The 21,438-nt window shown below is 63.3% G+C and carries 21 protein-coding genes and 1 pseudogene; 8 read left to right on the forward strand and 14 right to left on the reverse strand.

Annotated elements, in window-relative coordinates:
* Positions 1–86 precede the first annotated feature (86 nt).
* The gene (locus tag ACSFDB_RS15430; RefSeq protein WP_440771825.1) at positions 87–983 is read left to right on the forward strand and encodes a universal stress protein; all 897 of its coding nucleotides are present in this window, start codon (positions 87–89) and stop codon (positions 981–983) included.
* A 39-nt stretch (positions 984–1,022) separates the two neighbouring features.
* On the opposite strand, the gene ACSFDB_RS15435 is transcribed toward ACSFDB_RS15430, so the two are convergent.
* Together ACSFDB_RS15435 and ACSFDB_RS15440 are read right to left on the reverse strand one after the other, a co-directional pair.
* Positions 1,023–1,820, reverse strand: a complete 798-nt coding sequence (locus tag ACSFDB_RS15435) for an endonuclease V (protein ID WP_440771826.1) — start codon at positions 1,818–1,820, stop codon at positions 1,023–1,025.
* A gap of 66 nt (positions 1,821–1,886) precedes the next feature.
* Positions 1,887–2,837 (reverse strand): rhomboid family intramembrane serine protease, encoded by a 951-nt coding sequence (locus tag ACSFDB_RS15440; RefSeq protein WP_440771827.1) that lies wholly within the window; start codon positions 2,835–2,837, stop codon positions 1,887–1,889.
* A 276-nt stretch (positions 2,838–3,113) separates the two neighbouring features.
* Here ACSFDB_RS15440 and ACSFDB_RS15445 point away from each other — a divergent pair, with 276 nt between their 5' ends.
* The 3 genes from ACSFDB_RS15445 to ACSFDB_RS15455 are packed head-to-tail and all read left to right on the forward strand — an operon-like array spanning position 3,114 to position 5,805.
* The gene (locus ACSFDB_RS15445) at positions 3,114–3,551 is read left to right on the forward strand and encodes a DUF5788 family protein (protein ID WP_440771828.1); all 438 of its coding nucleotides are present in this window, start codon (positions 3,114–3,116) and stop codon (positions 3,549–3,551) included.
* Positions 3,551–5,302 carry a DNA polymerase/3'-5' exonuclease PolX gene (gene polX / locus ACSFDB_RS15450; protein WP_440771829.1) on the forward strand — a complete coding sequence of 584 codons (1,752 nt, stop codon included), beginning with the start codon at positions 3,551–3,553 and terminating at the stop codon, positions 5,300–5,302. Before ACSFDB_RS15445 ends, polX begins: the two co-directional genes overlap by 1 nt.
* 32 nt (positions 5,303–5,334) lie before the next feature.
* Complete coding sequence (locus ACSFDB_RS15455) at positions 5,335–5,805, forward strand: Mut7-C RNAse domain-containing protein (RefSeq protein WP_440771830.1); 471 nt, start codon at positions 5,335–5,337, stop codon at positions 5,803–5,805.
* Positions 5,806–5,841: 36 nt separating this feature from the next.
* Here ACSFDB_RS15455 and ACSFDB_RS15460 read toward each other — a convergent pair.
* Positions 5,842–5,982 (reverse strand): annotated as a pseudogene (locus ACSFDB_RS15460) (dodecin family protein); the annotation flags it as partial.
* A 209-nt stretch (positions 5,983–6,191) separates the two neighbouring features.
* Here ACSFDB_RS15460 and ACSFDB_RS15465 point away from each other — a divergent pair.
* Positions 6,192–6,350 (forward strand): hypothetical protein, encoded by a 159-nt coding sequence (locus ACSFDB_RS15465; protein WP_440771831.1) that lies wholly within the window; start codon positions 6,192–6,194, stop codon positions 6,348–6,350.
* Positions 6,351–6,445: 95 nt separating this feature from the next.
* On the opposite strand, the gene ACSFDB_RS15470 is transcribed toward ACSFDB_RS15465, so the two are convergent.
* Together ACSFDB_RS15470 and ACSFDB_RS15475 are read right to left on the reverse strand one after the other, a co-directional pair.
* Positions 6,446–7,216: a PHP-associated domain-containing protein gene (locus ACSFDB_RS15470; RefSeq protein ID WP_440771832.1), complete on the reverse strand. Its 771-nt coding sequence runs from the start codon at positions 7,214–7,216 to the stop codon at positions 6,446–6,448.
* A gap of 25 nt (positions 7,217–7,241) precedes the next feature.
* Positions 7,242–7,670, reverse strand: a complete 429-nt coding sequence (locus ACSFDB_RS15475; RefSeq protein ID WP_440771833.1) for a hypothetical protein — start codon at positions 7,668–7,670, stop codon at positions 7,242–7,244.
* 122 nt (positions 7,671–7,792) lie between these two features.
* Here ACSFDB_RS15475 and ACSFDB_RS15480 point away from each other — a divergent pair, with 122 nt between their 5' ends.
* Positions 7,793–8,080, forward strand: a complete 288-nt coding sequence (locus ACSFDB_RS15480; RefSeq protein ID WP_440771834.1) for a DUF7565 family protein — start codon at positions 7,793–7,795, stop codon at positions 8,078–8,080.
* A gap of 952 nt (positions 8,081–9,032) precedes the next feature.
* Here the strand turns inward: ACSFDB_RS15480 and ACSFDB_RS15485 are convergent.
* Together ACSFDB_RS15485 and ACSFDB_RS15490 are read right to left on the reverse strand one after the other, a co-directional pair.
* A complete protein-coding gene (locus ACSFDB_RS15485; RefSeq protein ID WP_004217006.1) occupies positions 9,033–9,470 on the reverse strand; it encodes a transcription elongation factor Spt5 in 438 nt (145 codons plus the stop codon).
* Complete coding sequence (locus tag ACSFDB_RS15490) at positions 9,470–9,643, reverse strand: protein translocase SEC61 complex subunit gamma (protein ID WP_006090494.1); 174 nt, start codon at positions 9,641–9,643, stop codon at positions 9,470–9,472. The genes ACSFDB_RS15485 and ACSFDB_RS15490 overlap by 1 nt, the downstream gene beginning before the upstream one ends.
* Positions 9,644–9,770: 127 nt before the next feature.
* On the opposite strand from ACSFDB_RS15490, the gene ACSFDB_RS15495 reads away from it, so the two are divergent.
* A complete protein-coding gene (locus ACSFDB_RS15495; protein WP_440771852.1) occupies positions 9,771–9,968 on the forward strand; it encodes a hypothetical protein in 198 nt (65 codons plus the stop codon).
* Between the two features lie 209 nt (positions 9,969–10,177).
* Here ACSFDB_RS15495 and ACSFDB_RS15500 read toward each other — a convergent pair whose 3' ends face one another.
* The 6 genes from ACSFDB_RS15500 to ACSFDB_RS15525 form a co-directional block, all read right to left on the reverse strand.
* Entirely contained in the window at positions 10,178–12,133 is a 1,956-nt protein-coding gene (locus tag ACSFDB_RS15500) for an MEDS domain-containing protein (protein WP_440771835.1), read from the reverse strand.
* A 115-nt stretch (positions 12,134–12,248) separates the two neighbouring features.
* Positions 12,249–13,358 carry a S1C family serine protease gene (locus ACSFDB_RS15505; protein ID WP_440771836.1) on the reverse strand — a complete coding sequence of 370 codons (1,110 nt, stop codon included), beginning with the start codon at positions 13,356–13,358 and terminating at the stop codon, positions 12,249–12,251.
* A 393-nt stretch (positions 13,359–13,751) separates the two neighbouring features.
* A complete protein-coding gene (locus ACSFDB_RS15510) occupies positions 13,752–14,990 on the reverse strand; it encodes a mandelate racemase/muconate lactonizing enzyme family protein (RefSeq protein WP_440771837.1) in 1,239 nt (412 codons plus the stop codon).
* Positions 14,991–15,097: 107 nt separating this feature from the next.
* Positions 15,098–16,165, reverse strand: coding sequence for a glucose 1-dehydrogenase (locus tag ACSFDB_RS15515; RefSeq protein WP_440771838.1), 1,068 nt, complete (start codon positions 16,163–16,165; stop codon positions 15,098–15,100).
* A gap of 235 nt (positions 16,166–16,400) precedes the next feature.
* Complete coding sequence (locus ACSFDB_RS15520) at positions 16,401–17,054, reverse strand: bifunctional 4-hydroxy-2-oxoglutarate aldolase/2-dehydro-3-deoxy-phosphogluconate aldolase (RefSeq protein ID WP_440771839.1); 654 nt, start codon at positions 17,052–17,054, stop codon at positions 16,401–16,403.
* Positions 17,055–17,161: 107 nt separating this feature from the next.
* Positions 17,162–18,220, reverse strand: coding sequence for a TrmB family transcriptional regulator (locus tag ACSFDB_RS15525; RefSeq protein ID WP_440771840.1), 1,059 nt, complete (start codon positions 18,218–18,220; stop codon positions 17,162–17,164).
* Between the two features lie 215 nt (positions 18,221–18,435).
* Between ACSFDB_RS15525 and ACSFDB_RS15530 the strand changes: the two genes are divergently transcribed.
* Entirely contained in the window at positions 18,436–20,478 is a 2,043-nt protein-coding gene (locus ACSFDB_RS15530; protein ID WP_440771841.1) for a DUF7997 domain-containing protein, read from the forward strand.
* Positions 20,479–20,847: 369 nt separating this feature from the next.
* Here ACSFDB_RS15530 and ACSFDB_RS15535 read toward each other — a convergent pair whose 3' ends face one another.
* Positions 20,848–21,207 carry a DUF7344 domain-containing protein gene (locus ACSFDB_RS15535; RefSeq protein ID WP_440771842.1) on the reverse strand — a complete coding sequence of 120 codons (360 nt, stop codon included), beginning with the start codon at positions 21,205–21,207 and terminating at the stop codon, positions 20,848–20,850.
* Positions 21,208–21,438: the final 231 nt, after the last annotated feature.

Below are 21,438 nucleotides of genomic sequence, written 5' to 3' on the forward strand. Positions count from 1 at the left end.
GATCAAGGGGCCAAATATATCCCTCAACATGATTGTCTTGGTCACTAACCGAGAGCTATTCACTGCCGTGGTACTAGATAACACCCATGAGCACCTCGTCAGCGACCCGACCAGTGCTGGTCGCGGTCGGCAATCCCGACCGAACCGAACAGTTGGTCCGAACGGCCGGTGATCTCGCCCGAGCGAGCGATAGCATGGTGAAGATCGTTTCGGTCGTCGTCAAATCGCACGACTCGCCGTTTTCCGTCTACTCGGACGAGACGATCATCGACCAGTACGCGGGGAACAGTCGGGAGCTACTTGACAGAGCGATCGCCGTCGCACCCGACGACGTCACCGTCGAGGACGCGCAAGTTGTCAGTCACTCGGTCTCCGAGGGCGTCCTCGCGGCGATCGAACAGACCGACGCCCGGGCGCTCGTCGTCGGCTGGAAGGCGCGGGGAAGCCGAACCGACACCGTTCTCGGATCGACGGTCGACCGACTCATCGAGCGCGCACCGTGTGACCTCTACGTCGAACGCATCGGTCACGAGGCCAACGGCGTCGAGTCGATCCTGGTTCCGGTCGCGGGCGGCCCGCACGTCCGTCCGGCGGTCCACGTCGCGACCGCGATCGCCGCTCGAAACGAAGCGAGCGTCCACCTGGCGTCGGTCGTCGACAAGGAGACGGATTCGACCGCGGCCGACGAGTACATCGATCAGGCACGGGCCGCTCTCGAGGAGGCCCCGGGACCACCCGTTCGGACGGAGTCTGCGACCTACGCCGGCAACGACGTCGCGACGGAACTGCTCGCCGTCGCCGCCGACCACGACGTCCTCGTGTTCGGCGCGACGCGTCAGGGGGCGCTTCAGCGTCGACTCGTCGGGACGATTCCGCGGACGGTGACCCGACAGACCGACAAGACGGTCATCCTCGCTCGCGACGGAGACGCCGTTGGCGGGTCGGTGCTCACCCAGCTTCGACAGCTACTGACTCCGTCGTAGCGACCGCCGATACTGGACCGTCTCCATCTCTCCCACTTCTCACGCCGTTTCGTCGACTTCCCGTTTCGCCTCGTCGGCGTAGCTGTCGGCCAGTCGGACGGGTTCGGGGAGCTTGTACGACGAGGCGAGCGCGAGCGCGACATCGGCCGCGGTTTCGGGGCCGACGCGGTGGCCGGGGCTGACGTACAGCGGATTGATGTACCGATCGGGCGAGTCGTACTGGCGCGTCTGGACCGCGTAGCCGATCAGGGTACCGTCGGGACAGTCGACCCGCGAGTTCGCTTCGATCGGGACTCGAGTACCCGCCGGGAGGTTCTCCGTCTCCTCGCGCGGCGTGCCACAGAGCAGGCTCTTCGCGACGCCGATACTGGGAACGTCCCGAACGACGCCCACGTGGGTCGCGATGCCGGCCTGCCGGAAGTGAATGCGGCCGCTGCCGTCGAACAGAAGGAGGTCAGGCTCGACTGAGAGCGCCTCGAGCGCCTCGAGGATCGGTCCGCCCTCGCGAAACGCGAGCAGGCCGGGAATGTAGGGGATCTCGAGCGGCGTCACCGCGTGGACGCGTTCGATCACCTCGCCGCCTTGCATCGCGACGACGGCGCTCAGCGCGCGGTCCTGGTCGCCGTCGGCGTTCGTGAGGAAGGACTGGTCGACGCCCGCGACGATCGGCGGCTCGGCGGGGCTCGAGGCCGTCGCGAGCGGGTTCGACAGTGCGGTTGGATCAAACGCAAAGTCGTCCTCGAAGACCGCGGCGTCGGCGATTTCGCGCTGGAGGGTTTCCATGTCGTCGCGCTCGAGCGAGCCGTCGGGTGCAAGATCCGGACGAGGTGGAGTCATCGATAGGGACGAGTTGGCAGCGGGTGAAAATCAGTGCCGGGGTTGCAGCGTGTGAAGAACAGCGGATTAGAACCGCCGGCGACCACCAGGGCCGCCCGGCCCACCCGGACCGCCTGGCCCCATCTGAAGCTGGTTTGGAGCCCGGATATTCTTCGTCCGTTTGAGATACTCACCGTAGGCAAGTCCGACGAGCAGGCCGACGAGGTGTGCACCGTGAGCGATCCCGCCGGCACCCGGGGAACTGATCACGATCAGGAGCGCGCTGATGACCGCAGTACCAATTGCGATGTACTTGATCGGCATCTCGATGACGAAGAAGAGGTAGACCCGGAGGTCGGGGTTCAAGACCGTTACGACACCCAAGATCGCCAGCGCAGCACCGCTGGCGCCGAGCACGCTCGTACCGACCAGCGGATTACCGAACACTGCGTCGGCTGCGAGTTGTCCCAGACCTGCCAGTACGCCGCTGACGACGAACAGGATCGCGAAGTCCCGGGACCCGGTATAGCGTTCTACCAGTGGTCCGAAAAAGAAGATCACGATGCTGTTGAAGACGATATGGAAGATAGAGCCCCCGGGGACGAAAAAGGGCGAGTGTGCGAAGATCGATGTGACCCACGTCCAGACATGTCCGGGGTTGTCGGACGAAAGAGTGAATAGGTAGTTGTGAAGTCCCATTCCGCCAACAGAGTAGGCGATCAACTGTGCCCCCATCGTGACCCACATGATCGCGAGGAACAGGTAGGTCATGTTCCCGCGGAAGTATGCGAGTGGCCCACCCGTTCCAGTATTGATGGGGAGTTTGTCGGTGAGACTCGAGGCCTTCGATTTGCTCCCACCGCCGTTTACGGAGTCGTCGAACCCGCTGTCGAAGACCCCGTTGGGGTCGTTCCAGTTCTGGAGCCCCGTACAGTCGTGGTTCTCCGGCAGTCGGTGTTCACCGCAGTAGGTGCCCCCGCAGTGCCGACAGTTGTAGGGCATGCTTTCGTCTTTCCCACACACGTCGCACTTCGCCATTGACCGGGGGTATGTGTGGCACCGCTAAGGGATTTGGGGTTCGTCCCTCGCGCTGAATCGCGGCGCGAATGGTGGGGTTACGCCCGCGCTCGCGACAGTTTTCCGTCCCTAACAGTTCGACCGGGCTAGCAGTCCGAGCTTGAAGCCCGTCCGGGTCGTTCGTCCAACCGAACACCGTCGAACCCGATCGTCTCGAGGCCGGTCGAAACATCGCGGCGGCCCAGCCTGGCAGGGACGAACTGTACATTTTTGCCCTCCCAACCCGGATATCGAGGCGTGCAAGCATACGAGCGCAAGCAGCTGCTCGAGCGGGTCGAGCGCGATGGCGCGACCGTCGGCGCGGACATCCCCGAGACGATCACCGTCCAGGGCGAGGCGATCGACCTCCGGACGTTCGTCTTCGAGATCAAGCGCCGCGAGACGGTCCCGGCCGGCGAGCGCGACCGCGTCGAGCGGGCGAAAAAGAACCTGCGACGCGAACGGAACGACCGCCTCGAGCGGATCGAAGAGGGCGAGATCACCCGCGAGGAGGGCGAGGAACTCGCCCAGAGCATCATCGGGATCGATCGGGCGCTGAACGCCTTAGAGAGCCTCGGCCCGACGAACCTCGAGCGCGAGCAGAAAGCCCAGCAGGCCGCCGATCGAAAGCGCTGGATGTCGTTCCTGAAGCAGGCCCTCGGCGACGACGACGGCGCCACTCGGGGGGGACGGTAATGGCGACCAACGCCGAAATCGCCGGCCGCTTCGAGGAGTTTGCGGACCTGCTCGCAGCCGACGGCGTCGAGTACAAACCGCGCGCGTACCGACGCGCGGCCGAGAACATCCAGGCCCACCCCGTTCCGATCGGGGATCGGGTCGCAGCGGGCGACGAGGAGATTCTCGAGGAGATCGACGGCGTCGGCGACGCCATCGCGTCGAAGGTGGTCGAGTACGTCGAGACCGGGTCGATCGAGGAACTCGAGGAGCTTCGCGAGGAGTTGCCGATCGACATCGCCGACATCACTAGAATCGAGGGCGTCGGCCCGAAGACGGCGGGGAAACTCTACCGCGAACTCGGCGTGCAGACGCTGGACGACCTCGAGGAAGCCGCCGGGGCCGGCGAAATCCAGGAAATCAAGGGGTTCGGTCCGAAGACGGAGGAGAACATCCGTGAGGGAATCGAGTTCGCCCGCGAGGTCGGCCAGCGCCAACTGTTGGGCGAGGCCCGTCCGCTCGCGGACGACGTGCTCGCGTTTCTCGAGTCCCTCGAGGCCGTCGAGCGCTGCGAGGTCGCCGGCTCGATCCGACGCTGGCGCGAGACGATCGGCGACGTGGACGCCCTCGTCGCGACGGAGCAAAGCGAGGAGGTCATCGAGGCGTTCGTCGACTGGGACTCCGTCGACAGCGAGATCGAGTCTGGGCCCGAGAAGGCGAGCATTCGCGTCGGCGAGATCCGGGTCGACCTACGGGTCGTCGTCCCCGCGGAGTTCGGCTCCGCGCTGCAGTACTTCACGGGCAGCAAGGATCACAACGTCCGCCTGCGAAACTACGCGATCGCCCGCGATATGAAGCTAAACGAGTACGGCGCGTTCGACGTGAGCGATGTCGAGGATCCCGAATCCGACCAGCGCGTCGGCGAGCGTGTGGCGGGAGAGGACGAGAAAGGCATGTACGAGGCCCTCGGCCTGCCGTGGATTCCGCCGGAACTCCGCGAGGATCGCGGCGAAATCGACGCGGCCGAGAACGGCGAGTTGCCCGACCTCATCACTCGAGACGATATTCGGGGCGACCTGCACACCCACACCGAGTGGTCCGACGGCAACACGAGCATCGAGGCGATGGTCGACGCCGCCGCGGAGCTGGGCTACGAGTTCTACGGCGTCGCGGATCACGCCGAAGGACCCGGCATCGTCGGCGGGATGGGGCTCTCGGACACCGAAATTTTAGAGCAGGTCGAGGCGATCCGCGAGGTCGCCGCCGCGAGCGAGATCGAGGTCTTCGCCGGGATCGAAGCCAACGTCGACGCCGACGGCGAAATCGGCCTCACCGAGGAGGTAATCGAGGCGTTGGACGTGATCGTCGCCTCGCCACACAGCGCCCTCGATCAGGACGCGGAGAGGGCCACCGAACGGCTCGTCCGCGCGATCGAGAACCCCGCGATCGACGTGCTGGGCCACCCGAGCGGCCGCCTGCTCAACGAGCGCTCCGGACTGGAGTTCGACGCACGGCGGCTCGGCGAGGCCGCCGCCGCACACGAGACCGCCCTCGAGGTCAACGCCAACCCGCGCCGACTCGACCTCTGGGGGAGCGCCGTCCAGGCCGCCCTCGAGGAAGGCGCGCCCATCTCGGTCAACACCGACGCCCACCAACCCTCGACGCTCGAGTACATGCGCTGGGGCGTCCACACCGCCCGTCGGGGTTGGGCCGAGCCCGCGGACGTGATCAACACGTGGGACCTCGAGGACCTGCGCGAGTTCCTGCACTGATTGGCGACCGCTTCGGCACCCTCTTCCATCACATGCGCCTGCTCCTCGACGTCATGTGCGGTGGCGTAGTTTCCTATCTGCGGATGTGCGATCACGACACCGTCTACGCCGGCGACCGCGGGATCGAGGCCGACGACGCGTTGCTCGCGGTCGCTCGAGCCGACGATCGGACGCTCGTCACGAGAGACGTCGCGCTCGCAGACCGCGCGGCCGACTCGATCCTGCTCGAGTCGCGCGACGTCGAGACGCAACTGGCGGAACTCGCGGATGCGGGGATAGAGCTGACGCTCGCCGACGAACCCGCGTTCTGCGGTCGGTGCAACGGCTCGCTCGAGAAAGTCGACCGTACGGCGTCGAGACCGGCATACGCGCCCGACCCCGCGGAGATCGACGTTTGGCGCTGTCGAGCGTGTGGACAACACTTCTGGCGAGGGAGCCACTGGGATCGGGTCGCGAAGACGCTGGCGAAAATTGGCGACGGAGAGCCGATCGAGGACCCGTAGCCGAACGGTGAGGGCACCCACCGCGGCAGGTTGGCGTTATCGGTTCAGCACGAACGCGACGTCGAGGGTCGTCCGGTACTCCTCGATCGACCCGCCCTCGACCTCGGCCGTCTGCGATTCGACCTCGACGCCGGTGATGTTCTCGAGCGTCTGATCCGCGTCGTCGATCGCATTTTGTGCGGCGTCTTCTCACGATTCCGATGAGTTCCCGGTCAGTGTGATGACTTTGACTGTTTCTCCCATAATCCAGTGCGGATAGTCAGCACGATACTGGGTAATCGTTGGGCGTGAGAAAGCCGTCTTCGTACTGGACGCACCCGTCAGGACTCGAGTGGCTGTACCGACCCGAACCGTTTCAGGTCTCGACGCCGAACGCTACGGAGACCATGCCGAACGATAACAACCACCTCGACCGAGCGGGAAAACAGGCGGCGTACATCACCAACGAATGGAGCGACGATCCTGCGATCATGCAAACGCAGGCGCTTTGCTACGTCGGAGTGCAACTCGAGCGAATCGCGGACGCCCTCGAGGAGGAGCAGTAGCCGGAATCGCCCGCTCGTACTGTCGGACAGAACTATTGTGAAAATTCGCCGCTTCCGTCCGGCGAATTCTCTTCATTGATTTCTGTCCGACAGTGTCAGTAGACGGAGACGTCGTCGAACCGACCGTCGTAGGCGATGTGATTCGGATGCGTCGGCTCGGTTCCCGAGAGGAAGAGTCGGTCGACCTTCTCCCAGGTATTTTCATAACAGAGGTGGCCGAGTTCGCTCGCGGTCGTTCGCCACCGCCGCCGGCCCGTCTGGTGGACGACGCGTCGGGGAACGCCGTCTGCGAGTGCACTCACGAGGTCGGCCTCGGAGTGGATCTCGGTCTCGAACGCGGTGTAGGCGACGCCGACCGTGCTCGAGAGGTGGGCGTAGGACGACGTAAACGGCGGGAGTTCGAACAGGTCGGCCAACTCGCGCGCCCGTCGGTTGTGCGACGGGAGATGTTTCGGGTTAAAGATCTCAACTGCGTCGATGGTGTCTCGATACTGACGAAGATCCGCTTCGGTGAGACTCACCGTTGCGAACTCCGGATGCGGAGCCAACACGGCGGCCTCCTGTCGCTCGAACTCCGCCATCGCGGCCTCGAGCGGGATGAAATCCGGCACCGGCTCCTCGAGACCGATCGCTAGAACGTGTTTTCGATCGCGCCACGAGCCGGTGAACACCTCCCGTGCGGGGACGACCAGCAGATCCTCGCTCGAGAAGCGGTTCGCTCGGCGCCGAATCTCCGGTAATCGGGTGAAGTGTGGTGCGTAGACGATGACGTCGAGACCGGCAGCGATCGCTCGATCGACGACCGACTCGTCGAGCACCTTCACGTGACAGTCGACTCGAGTCTCCACAGCGGTACCCTCGCTCACGAGAGCCACTTTCGAGACCGCCGGGTTATGAATTCTGATTCGGCGGCCAGCCGACGGTCTCCTTGATAACGGCGACGATCGGTTCGACCGGCTCGTCGGGTTCGAGTGCGAGGAGAAGTGCTTCGTCGCCCACGTAGACCCGTAATAGCTTCAGAACATCCATCGAGGTGGCGATGTATTCGACCCGTTCGGCGGTCGGAAACAGCGTGTTTCGAAAGAGTTCGATCTGCATGAAGTCCATGTGGACGTGGGTGTGGATCCGCTCGAAGTGCTCGAGCATCTCGTCGCTGCTGTCGTACAGCGCGATGGTTCGATCGTCGATGTAGAGCGGCCGAAACGACTCCGTGTCGTACTCACAGAACGAGTAGAGCGGGCCGGATACGGTCTGCTGGACGGCCTGTCGGACGCGGTCGGCGTCGAAAGAGGAAAGTTGCGAGCGGTTCGTCGCGGGCATACGCCCTCTAGGAGCGGACCTGCCGAAGCCCTATCGCATGCGGGTCGCGACGGACGGCGGCCCGTAGTTCTGGCTGCGAAAGGATCATTAGGGCGGCCACTCGATAGTTTCAGTGAGAGTGAATGGCCTGGGAATGCGGCATCGACGGCTGCGGAGCGGTGTTCGAGGACGTCGAATCGACCGTCGTCCATCAGGCGACGGAACACGAGCGACGGGAGTGTAAGGTCTGTGGCACCGTCGTCCCCGACGGCTACCTCGCGATCCGACACGCCTTTACCGAGCACAGTCGCGCGGAGTACGTTCGCGCCTACGGCGCGGACTCCGAAGACGTCCGCAACCGCGAGGAACTGCTCGAGGAGATCGAAGACGTTGCGAACATGCAGGCGATCGCCACAGAACTCAAGCGATAGCGGGCGCAAGCCGTTGGACAGCGAGTAGGTGTGCTGTGCTCCGCTCGGCAGCTGTGCAGGCACAGGGGAAACCGAGCAACTTGATTTCACGCGGGGAATCCAGCGCCGTGGGAACTGAGGGTCGTCTTATGTATACGGTTGTACCACTATCCCCAAATGAGTCATATGACAAACAAGACATTTGATGCGTTAGCGGATGAAAAACGGCGACGCCTGTTATTCGCTTTGGTCGAGGAGAATTCGCAAACAGATTCACCGATAGCGGAGGGGGTTCCAGTCGACACAAGTAGCATTGAGTACCAACACTGCCACCTCCCCAAGTTAGACAACTACGGGTTTATCGAATGGACACCCAGTATGAATTGCGTCGAAAGAGGACCCCAATTTGAGGACATTCGACCGATACTGCTGTTTCTCTCTGAGAACAGCAGCGAGCTGCCCGTAGAGCAGTGAGTTCCTCCCAACCTATCGCTCACGGGTCGTCCCTCCCCGTTCGCTTTTCGAGGCACTCATTTCGCTCGCCTCTCATATCGTTCGCACCGAGTGAACCGACTCGCTACCGCTCGTCGGAGTATTCAGCACGACACTGTCGTGCTGACTGCTTGACGAGCGTGTTAGCGCTCGTCACTGTCCAGAACCCGAATCTGGTCGCCGCGAACCGTCACACGGCTAAATTTTACGTCGTCGGGATGCCTCGCTTCGCTCGCCACCCACTCCTCGCAAAATTTAGTTCAAAACGTTCTCGCCGCTCTCCTGACGGATCGCGCCGAGAGAACCGACTCGCTATCGCTCGTCGGAGTCGAGCACGCGAATCTGGTCACCACGAACCGTCACACGGCTAAATTTTACGTCGTCGGGATGCCTCGCTTCGCTCGCCACCCACTCCTCGCAAAATTTAGTTCAAAACGTTCTCGCCGCTCTCCTGACGGATCGCGCCGAGTGAACCGACTCGCTATCGCTCGTCGGAGTCGAGCACGCGAATCTGGTCACCACGAACCGTCACCGGGATCGGGACCGTCGCCTCGTACAGTTCGACGGTCACCTGATCCTTACCCTCGTCGATGCGCTGAACCTGGGCCTTCTCGCCCTTGAACGGGCCGGCGATGAGTTCGACGATGTCGCCCTCGGCGATCCCCTCGACGTCCGGTTTGGGCGAAAGGAAGTGCTCGACCTCCGAAATGTCGGATTCGCCGGGCACGATGCTCCGGGCGTGAGGAATGTCCTCGAGAACGCGGTTCAAGACCGCGTTGCCCTCGGCTTCCACCATCACGTAGGAGGTCAGCGAATCGGGTGCGAGGGCGGCGTGGATCTCCGGCTCCTCGCGGTTGATAATCATGTCTGCTACGGTGCGCTCTTGACTCGCCGTCGTCTTGACTGCGAAGATCCCCATCAGAGACCACCAGTCAGCACGAGCATGATGCCACCGATGAGAAAGCCCATCAGCCCGATGAGCAGGATCCCTGCGCCGGCGATCTTCGATACCTGAAGGAACTCCTCAGTCGTGGGTGTCGTTGCCATCTTCAACACCCGAACGTACGAGGTCAGGTCGTACGGAACGTCCATGTCTGTCTGTTCACACTGGGGCGTCTTTTATCTGTCTTTCGTGTCCGACGACGATTCGGGTCGCGAACGGGTCGACGTTGCAGGCGACGGCCCGACGAACAAACCGCTCGAGGGCGAATCACCGATCATGGCTGAAGACGACGCAGACCGAGCGAACGAGTACGAAGCGGAGCGAGAGGCAGAGATCGAAGACGAACTCGAGCGCGTCGATCAGGATCCCGACCAGGTGGACGCCGGAGACGACGATCTCGGGACGCAGAACGCGCCTCGCGAAGAAGAAGCGGAGCTCGAGGATCTCGAAGACGCCGAGGACGCGGACAGCTAACGACCAGCGACTGCACCGCCGTCATACCCGTTTCTTCGTCGTATTCGACGAACTCCCCAACTCGTCACGACGTTTCGTCGGGATCGGCTCAGCAGGTGACCAGTTCTGCGATACCGCCCAAAACGGCCCCGTGATTGACTCGAACTGCACCGACGCCTGCAACTCCCACGAGAGTTCCTCCGATAGCCGTCTTCGGCTCAATCGCTGGGTCAGCTCTTGTCGGCGCTCACCGCGGGCAGCGTCACCGAGAACGTCGATCCCTCGCCGGGTTCGGAGTCGGCCCAGATATCGCCGCTGTGTCGCTCGGCGATTCGCTCACAGAGCGCGAGTCCGATCCCCGCACCGTCGTAGGTCTCGCGACTGTGTAGCCGGTCGAAAATGTCGAAAATTCGGTCTTGTTCGTCGGGATCGATGCCGATCCCCTCGTCGCGGACCGAGATCGTCCACTTGGTTCCGGCTCGGTCGGCATCGATCTCGATCCGTGGCGACTCGTCCCCCGAATACTTGATCGCGTTCGCCAGGAGGTTCTGGAACAGCTGTCGGAGCTGGTTGCCGTCGCCTTCCACGCGCGGCAGCGACTCCGCCGTGAGTTCCGCGTCGCTGCTGGCGAGCTGGAATCGCAGGTCCTCGCAGACGTCCTCGATGACGGCGTCCAGTTCGATCGGCTCGAGCGGCGCGCCGCGCGTCTCGATGCGAGAGTACTCGAGCAGCCCGTCGATCATGTCGCGCATGCGGTCGGCGCCGTCGACGGCGAACTCGAGGAACTCCTGGTTCTCTTCAGTGAGATCGGCGCCGCGAGCGTCGAGCAACTGGAGGTAGCTCGAGACCATCCGCAACGGCTCCTGGAGGTCGTGGCTGGCGGCGTAGGCGAACTGCTCGAGTCGTTCGTTCGACGTCTCGAGTCGGTCGACGGTTCGCTCGAGTTCGCGCTCGCGCTGATTCTCCTCGAGTTCGTACGTTACCCACTGGCCGATCGACCGGAGGAAGGCGTGTTCGTCGTCGGAGAAGCCGTCGGTACACGGGTCGGAACTGACGAAGAAAAACGTTCTGTCGGTCCCGCCGTCGACGTCGAGATAGGTACCGAGGTACGCGCGAAGGTCGAACTCGTCGTAGACGAAGATATCGTCGTAGCCTTCCGTTTCGGGGTCGGAGACGCTTCCGGCCGCCCTGATTTCGGTCGCGGCCGTACAGTAGGTCTCCGACAGCGGGAGCTCGACGCCGGGTTTGAAGTGTTCGTGGTCCTCGCTGACGTATTCGACTTCGAACCAGTTCTCCTCGATATCGACGCGAGCCATCGCGCCGAGTTCGAGGTCGAAGCGCTCACAGCCCAGCTCGAAGAGGGCCTGTAACTTCTTCTCGAACGATTTCTCCGGGTCCGCCGTGATATCGTTCTGGCGCTGGAGGTAGTGTTCGCGCTCTCGGAGCTCGGCTTTCGCCCTCGTTCTGTCGATCAGCGTACCGAGCATCCGATCGAGCTCGTGGGTCGGCTGGGTGGTGTCGCAAAACTCGACGGGTGGAATGTAGTAGAAGTTGTGACAGACAGTGTTGTCGTATATGAGGTGGGGGTGGACCCGTACGACGTCGCAGAGGACCTCCTGCGGGAACGCCTCGCGGTCGTACTGACAGACCGCGACGGCGTCCTCCTCGTCGAAGAGTTCGTTGACCTTGCTCTCGTAGGTCATACACTCCTCGACCGACACGTCGGCCTCGAGGATCCACGACATGTCGGCAACCAGTCGAAGCGCCTCGTACTCCTCGGTCGTCTCCTGGATGACCTCCTCGTAGATGGAGATCATCTCGTCGGCGTCGAACTGACCGTCGCGAAGGTAGGTGTTCTGGATCGTCTCGAAGGCTAACGCACCGGACTCGACGGCGGCGTCGACGTCGACACCCCTGTCCCGAAGAGCCGCCTCGACGTCGGTTACGTCGTTCTTTTCGACGACGTACAGGCAGTGTTCGCCGCGTTCGATCCCCTGGCGGATGAACGGAGCCACGGCCGCGAACTGATCGTCACTGGATTCGTAGATCAACGCGAAGTGGTCGTTACAAAAGTCTCCGTCCAGCGGTTCGACCGGGCCACGAAAGTTAGGGCTGGTCTGCAGCGCATCGAGCGGCCGCTCGAGACCGAGCACGTCGTCGGAGATGGAGTGGGTGGGTTTGCTCATGAGGTTCCCAAGAATCGGTTAGCCATAGGAATCGCCTCCGAAGGGAAAAGTTCGACGGTCAAACGTGGCAGGAACCCACATACAGGACGGCCACGTGGCCACCGCCGAAGCAGGATCACGGTGCGTCGACGTCCGGCCGCGACTCGAGCGTCAACTCGACGATTCCACGCTCCCCGTCGCGGATGATCTCGACTGGGATTGTCTCGTCGGGGGAGGTCTCGAGCGCGAGCACCGACGAGAGCCGATCCTGATTGGGGATCTCCTCCTCCCCGATGGCCACGATTATGTCGCCACCGACGGGGACGGCCGTCCCGTCGACCGTCGTGGCGCCGGTCGCCGGCTGGAGGACGTCCTCGGCGGGCCCGTTCGGTATGGTTTCGGTGATCAACACGCCCCGTGGCTCCTCGAGATCGTTCGCCTCGGCGACCTGCGGTCCGACGGGCGTAACGGTGACGCCCATGTAGGGATGTTCGTACGTACCGTCCTCGACGAGTGCGGGGACGACGCGATTCGCGAGTGCGGCGGAGATGGCGAATCCGATCGTCTGGCCGACACCCGCGAAGACGACGCCGACGACCTCGCCGTCGAGGTCCACGAGCGGACCGCCGCTGTTACCCGGGTTGACCGAGGCGTCGGTCTGGATCGCCGCCGGGATCGAGAACCCCGTCGGGCTCGGGAGCGATCGGTCAATCCCGCTGACGATCCCCTGTGAGATCGACGCATCGAGCCCGAGCGGGTTGCCGAGGGCGAGGACTTCGGCTCCGATCGTCGGCCCGTCGGTCGCGAACTCGAGCCCGTCGGGACCGTCCGGCATGTCGTCGACCTCGAGGACGGCGAGGTCGCTGTGGACGTCCGTTCCGACGACGGTCCCCTCTCGCCACTGTTCGTCCCGAAACTGGAGTTCGACCTCGTCTGAGCCGACGACGTGGTGGTTCGTCACGACGTAGTCGTCGACCACGAACCCGGAGCCGAGTCCGCCGGGCGTCTCCTGCCCGGGCTCACCAGTCCCGGGGACGGTGACGAGCACAACGTCGTCGATCGACTCCTGATAGACCTCGGCGTACTGTCCCCCCACGTCGGCGGCTTCGTCCGGCTCGTCGTCGTCCTCGGCCTCCTGTGTACCGGTACTTGCGCTCACGACGCTCCCGAAACCGGTTGCGGTCGCGACACCGGCACTCAGCCCCAGTACTCGGCGGCGGCTGACAGGCCGTTCGTCTGGCGACATACCCAGATTCACCTCGAGGAGGACAATAAAACACGTCCCGGCAGCGCCATCTCGAGAGTGCAGTCGTTCTCGCGTTCCGATCGACTTCGACGGGCCACATCGGTGATTCACGAGCCCGACGCGGCATGAGCCGCGTCGAACAACGCTGAGCAGAGCACCGCGAGTCTTCCGAGCTCGATTTCGCTTCGCTCAACCGAACAGCGCAAATCGAAGATTTGCTGGCTTGACTTCGGCTTACGCCTCGTCAAACAACGCTGAGCAGAGCACCGCGAGTCTTCCGAGCTCGATTTCGCTTCGCTCAACCGAACAGCGCAAATCGAAGATTTGCTGGCTTGACTTCGGCTTACGCCTCGTCAAACAACGCTGAGCAGAGCTCAGCGAGTTTGATGAATCTTACGATTCATCAAACAACTCCTCACCGTCGACCATCCGCTCCGCGACGACGTCCATGTCGAGGGTCACGCCGAGGCCCGGTTTCTCGGGAATCTCGATGTAACCGTCCTCGATGACGTCCTCTTCGACCAGCTCCTCCCACCAACCGAGTTCGTAGGAGTGGTACTCGACGGCCAGCGAGTTCGGAATCGCCGCGCCCACGTGAGCACTGGCCATCGTCGCGACGGGCGAGGCGACGTTGTGCATCGCCACGGGGACGTAGTACATGTCCGCCAGGTCGGCGATCTTTCGGGTTTCGCGCATGCCGCCGACCTTCGGCATGTCCGGCGCGATGATATCGACGGCCTGCTCCTCGAGCAGCCGGCGCTGGCCGTGTTTGCGGTAGACGTTCTCACCGACGGTGATCGGTGTCGTCGTCGACTGGGTGACCTCCCGCTGGACGTCGTGGTTCTCCGGGGGGACAGGGTCTTCGAGCCACCAGATGTCGTACTCCTCGAGTCGCTTCGCGAGGCGTTTCGCGCTGCCGCCGGAGAACGTCCAGTGGCAGTCGAAGGCCACGTCGGCGCGCGATCCGACGCGCTCGGTGATGGCTTCGACGATCGAAGCCTTGTGCTCGATCTCGGGGCCGCGAAGGTGACGGTTCGCACGATCCTTCTCGTGGCCCGACGGCACGTCCAGATCGAACTTCAGCGCGTCGTAGCCCAGTTCTTCGACGACGCGTTCGGCCTCGTCGGCACAGGCTATCGGATCCGCTTCGTCTTCGGTGTGACAGTCACAGTAGACCCGAACCTCATCGCGGTACTTCCCGCCCAGCAGCTGGTAGGCCGGTACCTCGAGGATCTTGCCCGCCAGATCGTGCAGGGCGACCTCGATGCCCGAAATCGCCGTCACCGTGACGCCGCCGATCGAGCCCTCGCCGGACATCTTCTGGACGAGGTGCTCCGTGAGTCGATCGATGTCGAGCGGGTTCTCCCCCTGCAGGAAGGGGGCCATGCGCTCGATCAGTTCTGGCGCACCTGCACCCCAGTAGGCTTCGCCCGTGCCGACGATGCCAGAATCCGTGTAGATTCGCACGAGCGTCCACGGGAAGTTGCCGTCGACCATCGTCGTCTGGATGTCCGTGATCTCGACGTCTCGGCCGTTCCCGCGCTCGCGGGTCACGTTCATCGTCTCCGCCGAGAGATCCCGCATCGTGTACTCGGCGTTCGGATCGTGTAGCTGCGTGTAATCGACTCCCATAGCACAAATACTTACTTCGATAATAGTAATTGTTTCTATTCATTGATCAACACCAACGGCATCGGATCAAGGAAAAACGGGATCGTGGCCGCGAACTCGAGCCGTGCTCAGAGACGGCTAAACTCGACGGCGGTCTTCACGACGTCGTCATCAGTTTCGAACGCGCGTTCGAACTCCTCGAGTCCGTGGATCCCGGTGACGAACTCGTCGGTGAACCACGTCGGAAGCTGCGAGAGCGTGTCGATCGCGGCCTCGAAGTGGCCGCGGTGGGAGTTGACGGTCCCCAGCAGCGCCTTGTTGTGGAGAACGAGTTCACGGTGGAGACGACCGCCGTCGACTTCGAACTCCCAGGGTTCGGGGACGCCGAGCAGGACGCCGACGCCGTTCGGCGCGAGCGCGTCGACCGTCTCGAAGGCGTGTTTCGCGTGGCCGGTCGCCTCGTAGACGAGGTCGATCGACTCGTAGACGTCGGGAATCTCCGGTACGGGCGTCTCGCGGGAGTCGACGTACGTCGAGCTGAGTTCGTCGATGAGGTCGATCGTCGGATGCGGGCGATCCCGCCGGCCGAGACAGTAGGTCCGATCGATCTCGAGTACCTCCTCGAACATTGCGAGCGTGATCAATCCGAGCGAGCCGTTTCCGAGCACGATCGCCGACTCCGGTTCCCAGTCGAACGCCGACCGGGAGGCGATGGCGTGCTCGATGGCCTTCTCACTGATGCTGATCGGCTCGACCAGAAATCCGAGCGGCGCGAGCCGTTCGGGAATCGGGACGAGGTACTCCGCGGGACTGGTGAAGTACTCCGCCATGAATCCGTGTCCGTCGACGATTCCTCGCTCGACGTACTTCCCCTCGGGAGCCATGTCGGGCTCGCCGCGCTCGAAGTACTCGTTGGTCCCGTTCGGGGGCCGACGAACGGTCGGGACGACGAACTCGCCTTCCTCGAGATCGGTTCCGTTCGCGTCCTCGACGATGCCGACGGCCTCGTGGCCGAGTACGAGTCGATCCGCGCCGTCGGGAAGGTTTCCGTGGTGGCCCGCGATGACTTCGTGGTCGGTCCCGTCGACGCCGACGCGAAGCGTGCGCACGAGCGCTTCGCCGGGCTTCGGGTCGGGACGGGGTTTTTCGACGAGGACGGGCGTACCGGCCCCGGGTTCGACAGCGATCGCTTTCATAGTCCACCAGAGAACCCCTGCCCGCAAAAAGTTTACCCTATTCGTAGTAAATATTTGAACAGCGCTCGGCCACCGTCAGTAACTATCGGCTTTCGAAGAGTTTTCGCTCTGCATACCGATGGCCGTCGCTCGATGCACGGGAGATTGAAACGGACGTCCGCACCCGCCGAAACGGAATTCTGCACCGCTAACGAGTTTTTGACGGTCGACGGAAAATTGCGAACGCGAGCAGCGATCAGTCGCTTCGTACGGATTCGACGGTCTCGACGAACTCGGCGGCGCTCTCTCGAACGCGGTCCATATCGCCGTCGGCGATCGCGTCGTAGTCGATGAGCGCGCTGCCAGCACCGACGGCGACCGCGCCGGCGTCGAAGTACGACTCGACGTTCGCCGGTGAAATGCCGCCGGTTGGAATCACGTCGACGTCGCCGAGTGGGCCTCGAATCGCGCCGATGTGACCCGGCCCGACGGTCGAGGCCGGGAACAGTTTGAGCACGTCCGCGCCGGCCTCGAGCGCCGTGACGGCTTCGGTCGGCGTCATGACACCCGGTGCCGAGAGCACGCCCTGTCGGTTACACAGTCTAACGGTCTCGACGTCGGTATTCGGCGAGACGACGAACTCGGCGCCCGCGTCGATCACCGACTGCGCCGTCGGCGCGTCGAGGACGGTTCCCGCGCCGACGATCGCGTCAGTGTCCCCGAGTTCACGGTCGACGGCGGCGATCTGTTCGCTCGCACGCGTCCCGTCCGCCGTGACCTCGAGCGCGTCGACGCCCCCCTCGTGAATCGCTCGCGCGACCGGAACGATCTGTTCCTCGTCGATTCCGCGGAGCACGGCGATCACGCCGCTCTCGACGAGTCGGTCCCTGACCGACTGGCGTTCAGACACCGGCGATCCCTCCCGCTGTGTGGCAGTGGCTGTCCATCACGACGAGACGTTCACGCCCCCGACTCAAGAAATTTACTCACAGATGAAAAACCGGATTTCCCGGTTTCTCACTCCTCGAGCGGGCGGACGGTAACCGATTCGGCCTCGAAATCCTCGAGGAACGCGCCGGTGCCACCGATCGTGTAACGCTCGCCGTCGACGTCGAGTTCGAAGGCGTTCTCGATCGGCACCGTCGACGAGACGGGGCGGACGAGACTCTGCCGAACGGCGACGACCTCGCCGGAGAGCGTCGACGGAAGATCTCGATCACCCACAGGTGTTCCCGTCACCGTCGCCTCGATCCGGTTGTCCGTGGCTCGGTGGAGAGCCATCTGGAAGACCGCGTTGCGGAATCCTTCGAACGTCCGCGGGAGCTCTCCGGGCGCGCTCACGTACCGTTCCTCGGCGGTCGGCCAGTAGTTCGCGAGAAAGGAGCCGGCGAAAACGGGTGCGAGCTGTGGCTGTGAGATGCTGATCGCCTTCGTCTCGCTCGTCGAACTCGTCAGTAGCTGGCTGGGGGCGAGCAGGCCGTGCTGAGCGTCGACCGTGAGCATCGTCGGCACGAGTGCGTCCCACGTGCGGACCGTACTCGCCGTTCCGGCCAGCGAGGCGATGTCCTGATCGTCGTCGGTGCCCCCTAACAGAAGCAAGACCAGGACGCCCCGATCGACCGTCTCCTCGAGCGTCGAGCGGATCTGGGGCAGTATTTCGACGGGCAGCGAGAGAGTGACTTCCGTCTCCGCGGCGGCCAACAGCTCCTCGATCCGTTTGAGCACCGTCTGGCGGGACTTGATCACCTCGAACTGCTCGCCCGTCCGCTCGGTCGTCGTGTACCGGGACTGTAACTCCGGCTCGATCGCTTCGACGCTGTCGGTGAGTCGTCCGACGACCGTCTCGGGCTGGACGGGGCGAATAACGGTCGGGACGGCGTGGTCGTCGACCTCGACGAAGCCGCGATCCTCGAGTTCCTCGCTGATGCTGTAGACGTACCGCTTGGAGACGTCCGCAGCGTCGGCGATCGTACTCGCCTTCGACTCGCCGTGGTCGAGTATCGCGAGATAGGTGTCGATCTCCTTCGCTGACAGGCCGAACTGCGAGAGCAGGTCGCCGAGATCGTCGGTATCCATGTATACTCAGTAGTTCACAATTGTTCGGTTACGCTAAAAGATTCCCGATCACCGAGCCCCGATGCCGTTCGCAGGCCGTCGTAACTGCGACGATCCGTCCCGCCGGGCCCAAATATTCGACCGTTAACGCTCCGGACGCGTCTTCGATCTTGCCTGAAAAGTAGGAACACATTTTTCAACAAGATTTAATGGGACGGGCACCAACCGAACGTACGATGGAATTACACGGCGCCCTCAACGATTTCAAGCGCTCTCAGGGCGATCCCCGGCGATTTCCCGGGGAGCGACGCTCGACGACGGGGCTGTTCTCCGGTCTCGACGACAGACTCGTCCACGTCGCGCCCGACGGATCGATCAGCGACTACTCCTACCCGCTCTCCGGCGTTGCCGGCATCGAACGCTCCCGATTCGGCCTCGCGCTGGACGGCGAAACACACTGGTTTGACGACGGAAACCAACGGTACATCGATAACACGGCCGTCGTCGAAACCGTCCACGAGGTCGCCGGCTACAGCTGTACTCAGTACGACCTCGCGGTGGATCGCGGTCACGTGACTCACTTCGTGCTCGACGACGCGGCGACCGACGTCGACGCCTCGATCACGGCCTGCTTCGGGTTCGCCCCCGAGGGACGAGCGAGCCGAATCGGACAGCTCTGGCACGGCGATGCCGTCGAAGTCTACCACGACAGCGAGCGCGACTTCGTCGCCGCGTCGACCGATATCTCCGTCTCGGGGCAGGTCCCCGAACGATTCGAGGAGTTACTCGAACCGGAACCCGCAGCGTTTCCGCGCTCCGAGGACGACGACCGATACGAGGAGGCCCGACTCAGCCCGATCACGATGGTCGAGTTCGAACTGACCGGCTCCGCACCGAGCGCGACCGTCGCGACGCTCCTGACGGAGACTGCCAATCGTGCCGACGCGCTCGAGCGCGTGCGATCGAACGCGATGGCTCACGACGACCGCGAGTCGATCGTCGACGCGGGCCACAGTCAAGCCCGCGACCGGCTTCCGGACGCGGCGCCCGGAATCGACCGCGGGTTCGCGGATCTGCGGGCGCTCTGTCTCCTGCGGTCGTCGACGGGCGCGCGGATCGCCGGCCCCGAGTTCGACCCCTTCTACCGCTACTCCGGCGGCTACGGCTACACCTGGTTCCGCGACGACGCCGAAATCTCCCGGTTTCTCCTCGACGCCGACGAACGGACGGGGCTCGGTCTCGAGGCGTGGCACGAAGCCAGCGCGCGCTTCTACGCCGACACGCAGCGCTCAGACGGGACGTGGCCCCACCGCGTCTGGCCGTACAACGGCCGACTCGCGCCGGGCTGGGCGAACGGTCGACTCGAGGAAGCGAACACCGCGGACTACCAGGCCGACCAGACCGCGAGCGTCGCCGCCTTTCTCGCGACCTACCTCCGGCGCGTCGACGCCGGCGACGAGCGGGTTCACGAGACGTTGACGTCGGCGCTCGAGGGGATGGATGCGACCCTCGCCGACGACGGCCTGCCCGAGCGCGTCCAGAACGCCTGGGAGAACATGACCGGACGGTTTACGCACACGACGGCGACGTTCCTCGAGGCCTACGCCGCGATCGCTCGAGCGCCAGTCGACGAGGACGTCGCGGCCCACGCGAGATCGCAGGCGACTCGCGTCTACGAGGCGCTCGACGACCTGTGGGTGGCAGACCGCGGCTGCTACGCGATGCGCCTCGACGGCGACGACCTCGACGATCGCCTCGACGGAAGTACGCTCGCGCTCGCGTCGGCACACCACGAGTACGATGCGGTCGCAGTCGTCGACGACGATCGGTTCGATCGGCTCGTCTCCCACCTCGAGACGACGCTCGACGGACTCTACCGCGATCCCGAGGGGCCGATCGAGGGGCTGGCGCGCTTCGAGGACGACCCCTGGCGGCTCCGCGAGCAGTCGGACGCCAAGATCTGGACGGTGACGACCGCGTGGGGCGCCCACGCGGCCGTCGAACTCCGCGAGCTGCTGGCCGCGAACGGTCACGACCGAGCCGCCGAGTTCGACGACCGCGCTCGAACGTTGCTGGCGCTGGTCGCGCCCGACGGCCCACTCCGACGACCCGGAGCCTATCTTCCGGAACAGTTGTTCGACGACGGCACGCCCGACAGCGCGACGCCGCTCGGCTGGCCGCACGCGATTCGCCTCGCGACCGCCAGCGCGCTCGAGACGGCCGACGCGGTCGAATCGTCGGCTACCGATGCGAGTGGCAGGGCGACCAGCCACGAGTAGTCGAAACGAGTCATTCCGTCTTCTTCGGCCAGAAGTGTGTATCGCTATGGCGTCGATTTGGTTTCGGCGAGAGGGTCGAACGGAGTCAATACAGTAGTACGCGAACAACGAGCGCAGTTCGAGTTCGATCGCCTGCCGATCGACCGGCCGAATGTGCGGAAGCAGCCTTGTTGAAACCCTCAATCGGTGATAGATTTCAGCAGCCCTGCTGAATACAGAGGATGAATCCATCACGGCGATCCACATTATTTCGCCTAACCGATCCTGAAGTAACCGATACAAAGACGTGCTTATTGACCGTATCTCCACCCAGACAGGACGGACGCATTCCAAGCCCCATATCGCAAATAGAGGGTCTCCTGCCTGAACTCACAACTCAATTGGTTCGTCGAGATTTGGATCGGCACCGATGATCGTGGATAGATGGGGCTGTAGCTGGTCGAACTGTTCTGTTGGTACTATGAGTCGCCGTTCGGAATAGTATTCGATGACCCCTGCAGATTCCAACTTTGGAAGGTGCGTGTGGGATAGCAAGGCCCCAATTTCTGTTAACACCTCTCCAGAAGCGTCGGTAACTGGCGTGTGATGATTACAGGTGAGAATCGCTGTTCGGAGGTCATTCACCGTCAGCGAACGCTGTTCTGCGGCGAGTACTGAAAGAACGATGCGACGGTGCTCATCTCTACACAGGTCGATTACCGTGTTGAAGTCAATGGTCTCTTCGGTCATTTTGCAGTCAATTTTGGTAACTTTGGGGTTCTTGGGTGTACTGCAGCCCGACGGTGAAAACTGTGACCAGACATGGTTACTAATTGGTTTACTGATCCAGTCGGACAAGGAGGACCATTGTTCCAACAATCCATTTAAATAGCCTTCCGGATCAGTCGAAGTCCGCCGATGTCGAGAGTAGGGCTTCGCTGAGAACCTGTTCCGTCCCCCGTCGCATTCGATTTGACATGG

The sequence above is a fragment of the Natronorubrum amylolyticum genome (assembly GCF_052040145.1).
Classification (GTDB): domain Archaea; phylum Halobacteriota; class Halobacteria; order Halobacteriales; family Natrialbaceae; genus Natronorubrum.

Bases quoted from the DNA above. Each gene is read 5' to 3' on its own strand.
- ACSFDB_RS15430 (WP_440771825.1), top strand. From the start codon at position 87: ATGAGCACCTCGTCAGCGACCCGACCAGTGCTGGTCGCGGTCGGCAAT.
- ACSFDB_RS15435 (WP_440771826.1), bottom strand. From the start codon at position 1,820: ATGACTCCACCTCGTCCGGATCTTGCACCCGACGGCTCGCTCGAGCGC.
- ACSFDB_RS15440 (WP_440771827.1), bottom strand. From the start codon at position 2,837: ATGGCGAAGTGCGACGTGTGTGGGAAAGACGAAAGCATGCCCTACAAC.
- polX (WP_440771829.1), top strand. From the start codon at position 3,551: ATGGCGACCAACGCCGAAATCGCCGGCCGCTTCGAGGAGTTTGCGGAC.
- ACSFDB_RS15455 (WP_440771830.1), top strand. From the start codon at position 5,335: ATGCGCCTGCTCCTCGACGTCATGTGCGGTGGCGTAGTTTCCTATCTG.
- ACSFDB_RS15465 (WP_440771831.1), top strand. From the start codon at position 6,192: ATGCCGAACGATAACAACCACCTCGACCGAGCGGGAAAACAGGCGGCG.
- ACSFDB_RS15475 (WP_440771833.1), bottom strand. From the start codon at position 7,670: ATGCCCGCGACGAACCGCTCGCAACTTTCCTCTTTCGACGCCGACCGC.
- ACSFDB_RS15480 (WP_440771834.1), top strand. From the start codon at position 7,793: ATGGCCTGGGAATGCGGCATCGACGGCTGCGGAGCGGTGTTCGAGGAC.
- ACSFDB_RS15485 (WP_004217006.1), bottom strand. From the start codon at position 9,470: ATGGGGATCTTCGCAGTCAAGACGACGGCGAGTCAAGAGCGCACCGTA.
- ACSFDB_RS15490 (WP_006090494.1), bottom strand. From the start codon at position 9,643: ATGGACGTTCCGTACGACCTGACCTCGTACGTTCGGGTGTTGAAGATG.
- ACSFDB_RS15495 (WP_440771852.1), top strand. From the start codon at position 9,771: ATGGCTGAAGACGACGCAGACCGAGCGAACGAGTACGAAGCGGAGCGA.
- ACSFDB_RS15500 (WP_440771835.1), bottom strand. From the start codon at position 12,133: ATGAGCAAACCCACCCACTCCATCTCCGACGACGTGCTCGGTCTCGAG.
- ACSFDB_RS15505 (WP_440771836.1), bottom strand. From the start codon at position 13,358: ATGTCGCCAGACGAACGGCCTGTCAGCCGCCGCCGAGTACTGGGGCTG.
- ACSFDB_RS15510 (WP_440771837.1), bottom strand. From the start codon at position 14,990: ATGGGAGTCGATTACACGCAGCTACACGATCCGAACGCCGAGTACACG.
- ACSFDB_RS15515 (WP_440771838.1), bottom strand. From the start codon at position 16,165: ATGAAAGCGATCGCTGTCGAACCCGGGGCCGGTACGCCCGTCCTCGTC.
- ACSFDB_RS15525 (WP_440771840.1), bottom strand. From the start codon at position 18,220: ATGGATACCGACGATCTCGGCGACCTGCTCTCGCAGTTCGGCCTGTCA.
- ACSFDB_RS15530 (WP_440771841.1), top strand. From the start codon at position 18,436: ATGGAATTACACGGCGCCCTCAACGATTTCAAGCGCTCTCAGGGCGAT.
- ACSFDB_RS15535 (WP_440771842.1), bottom strand. From the start codon at position 21,207: ATGACCGAAGAGACCATTGACTTCAACACGGTAATCGACCTGTGTAGA.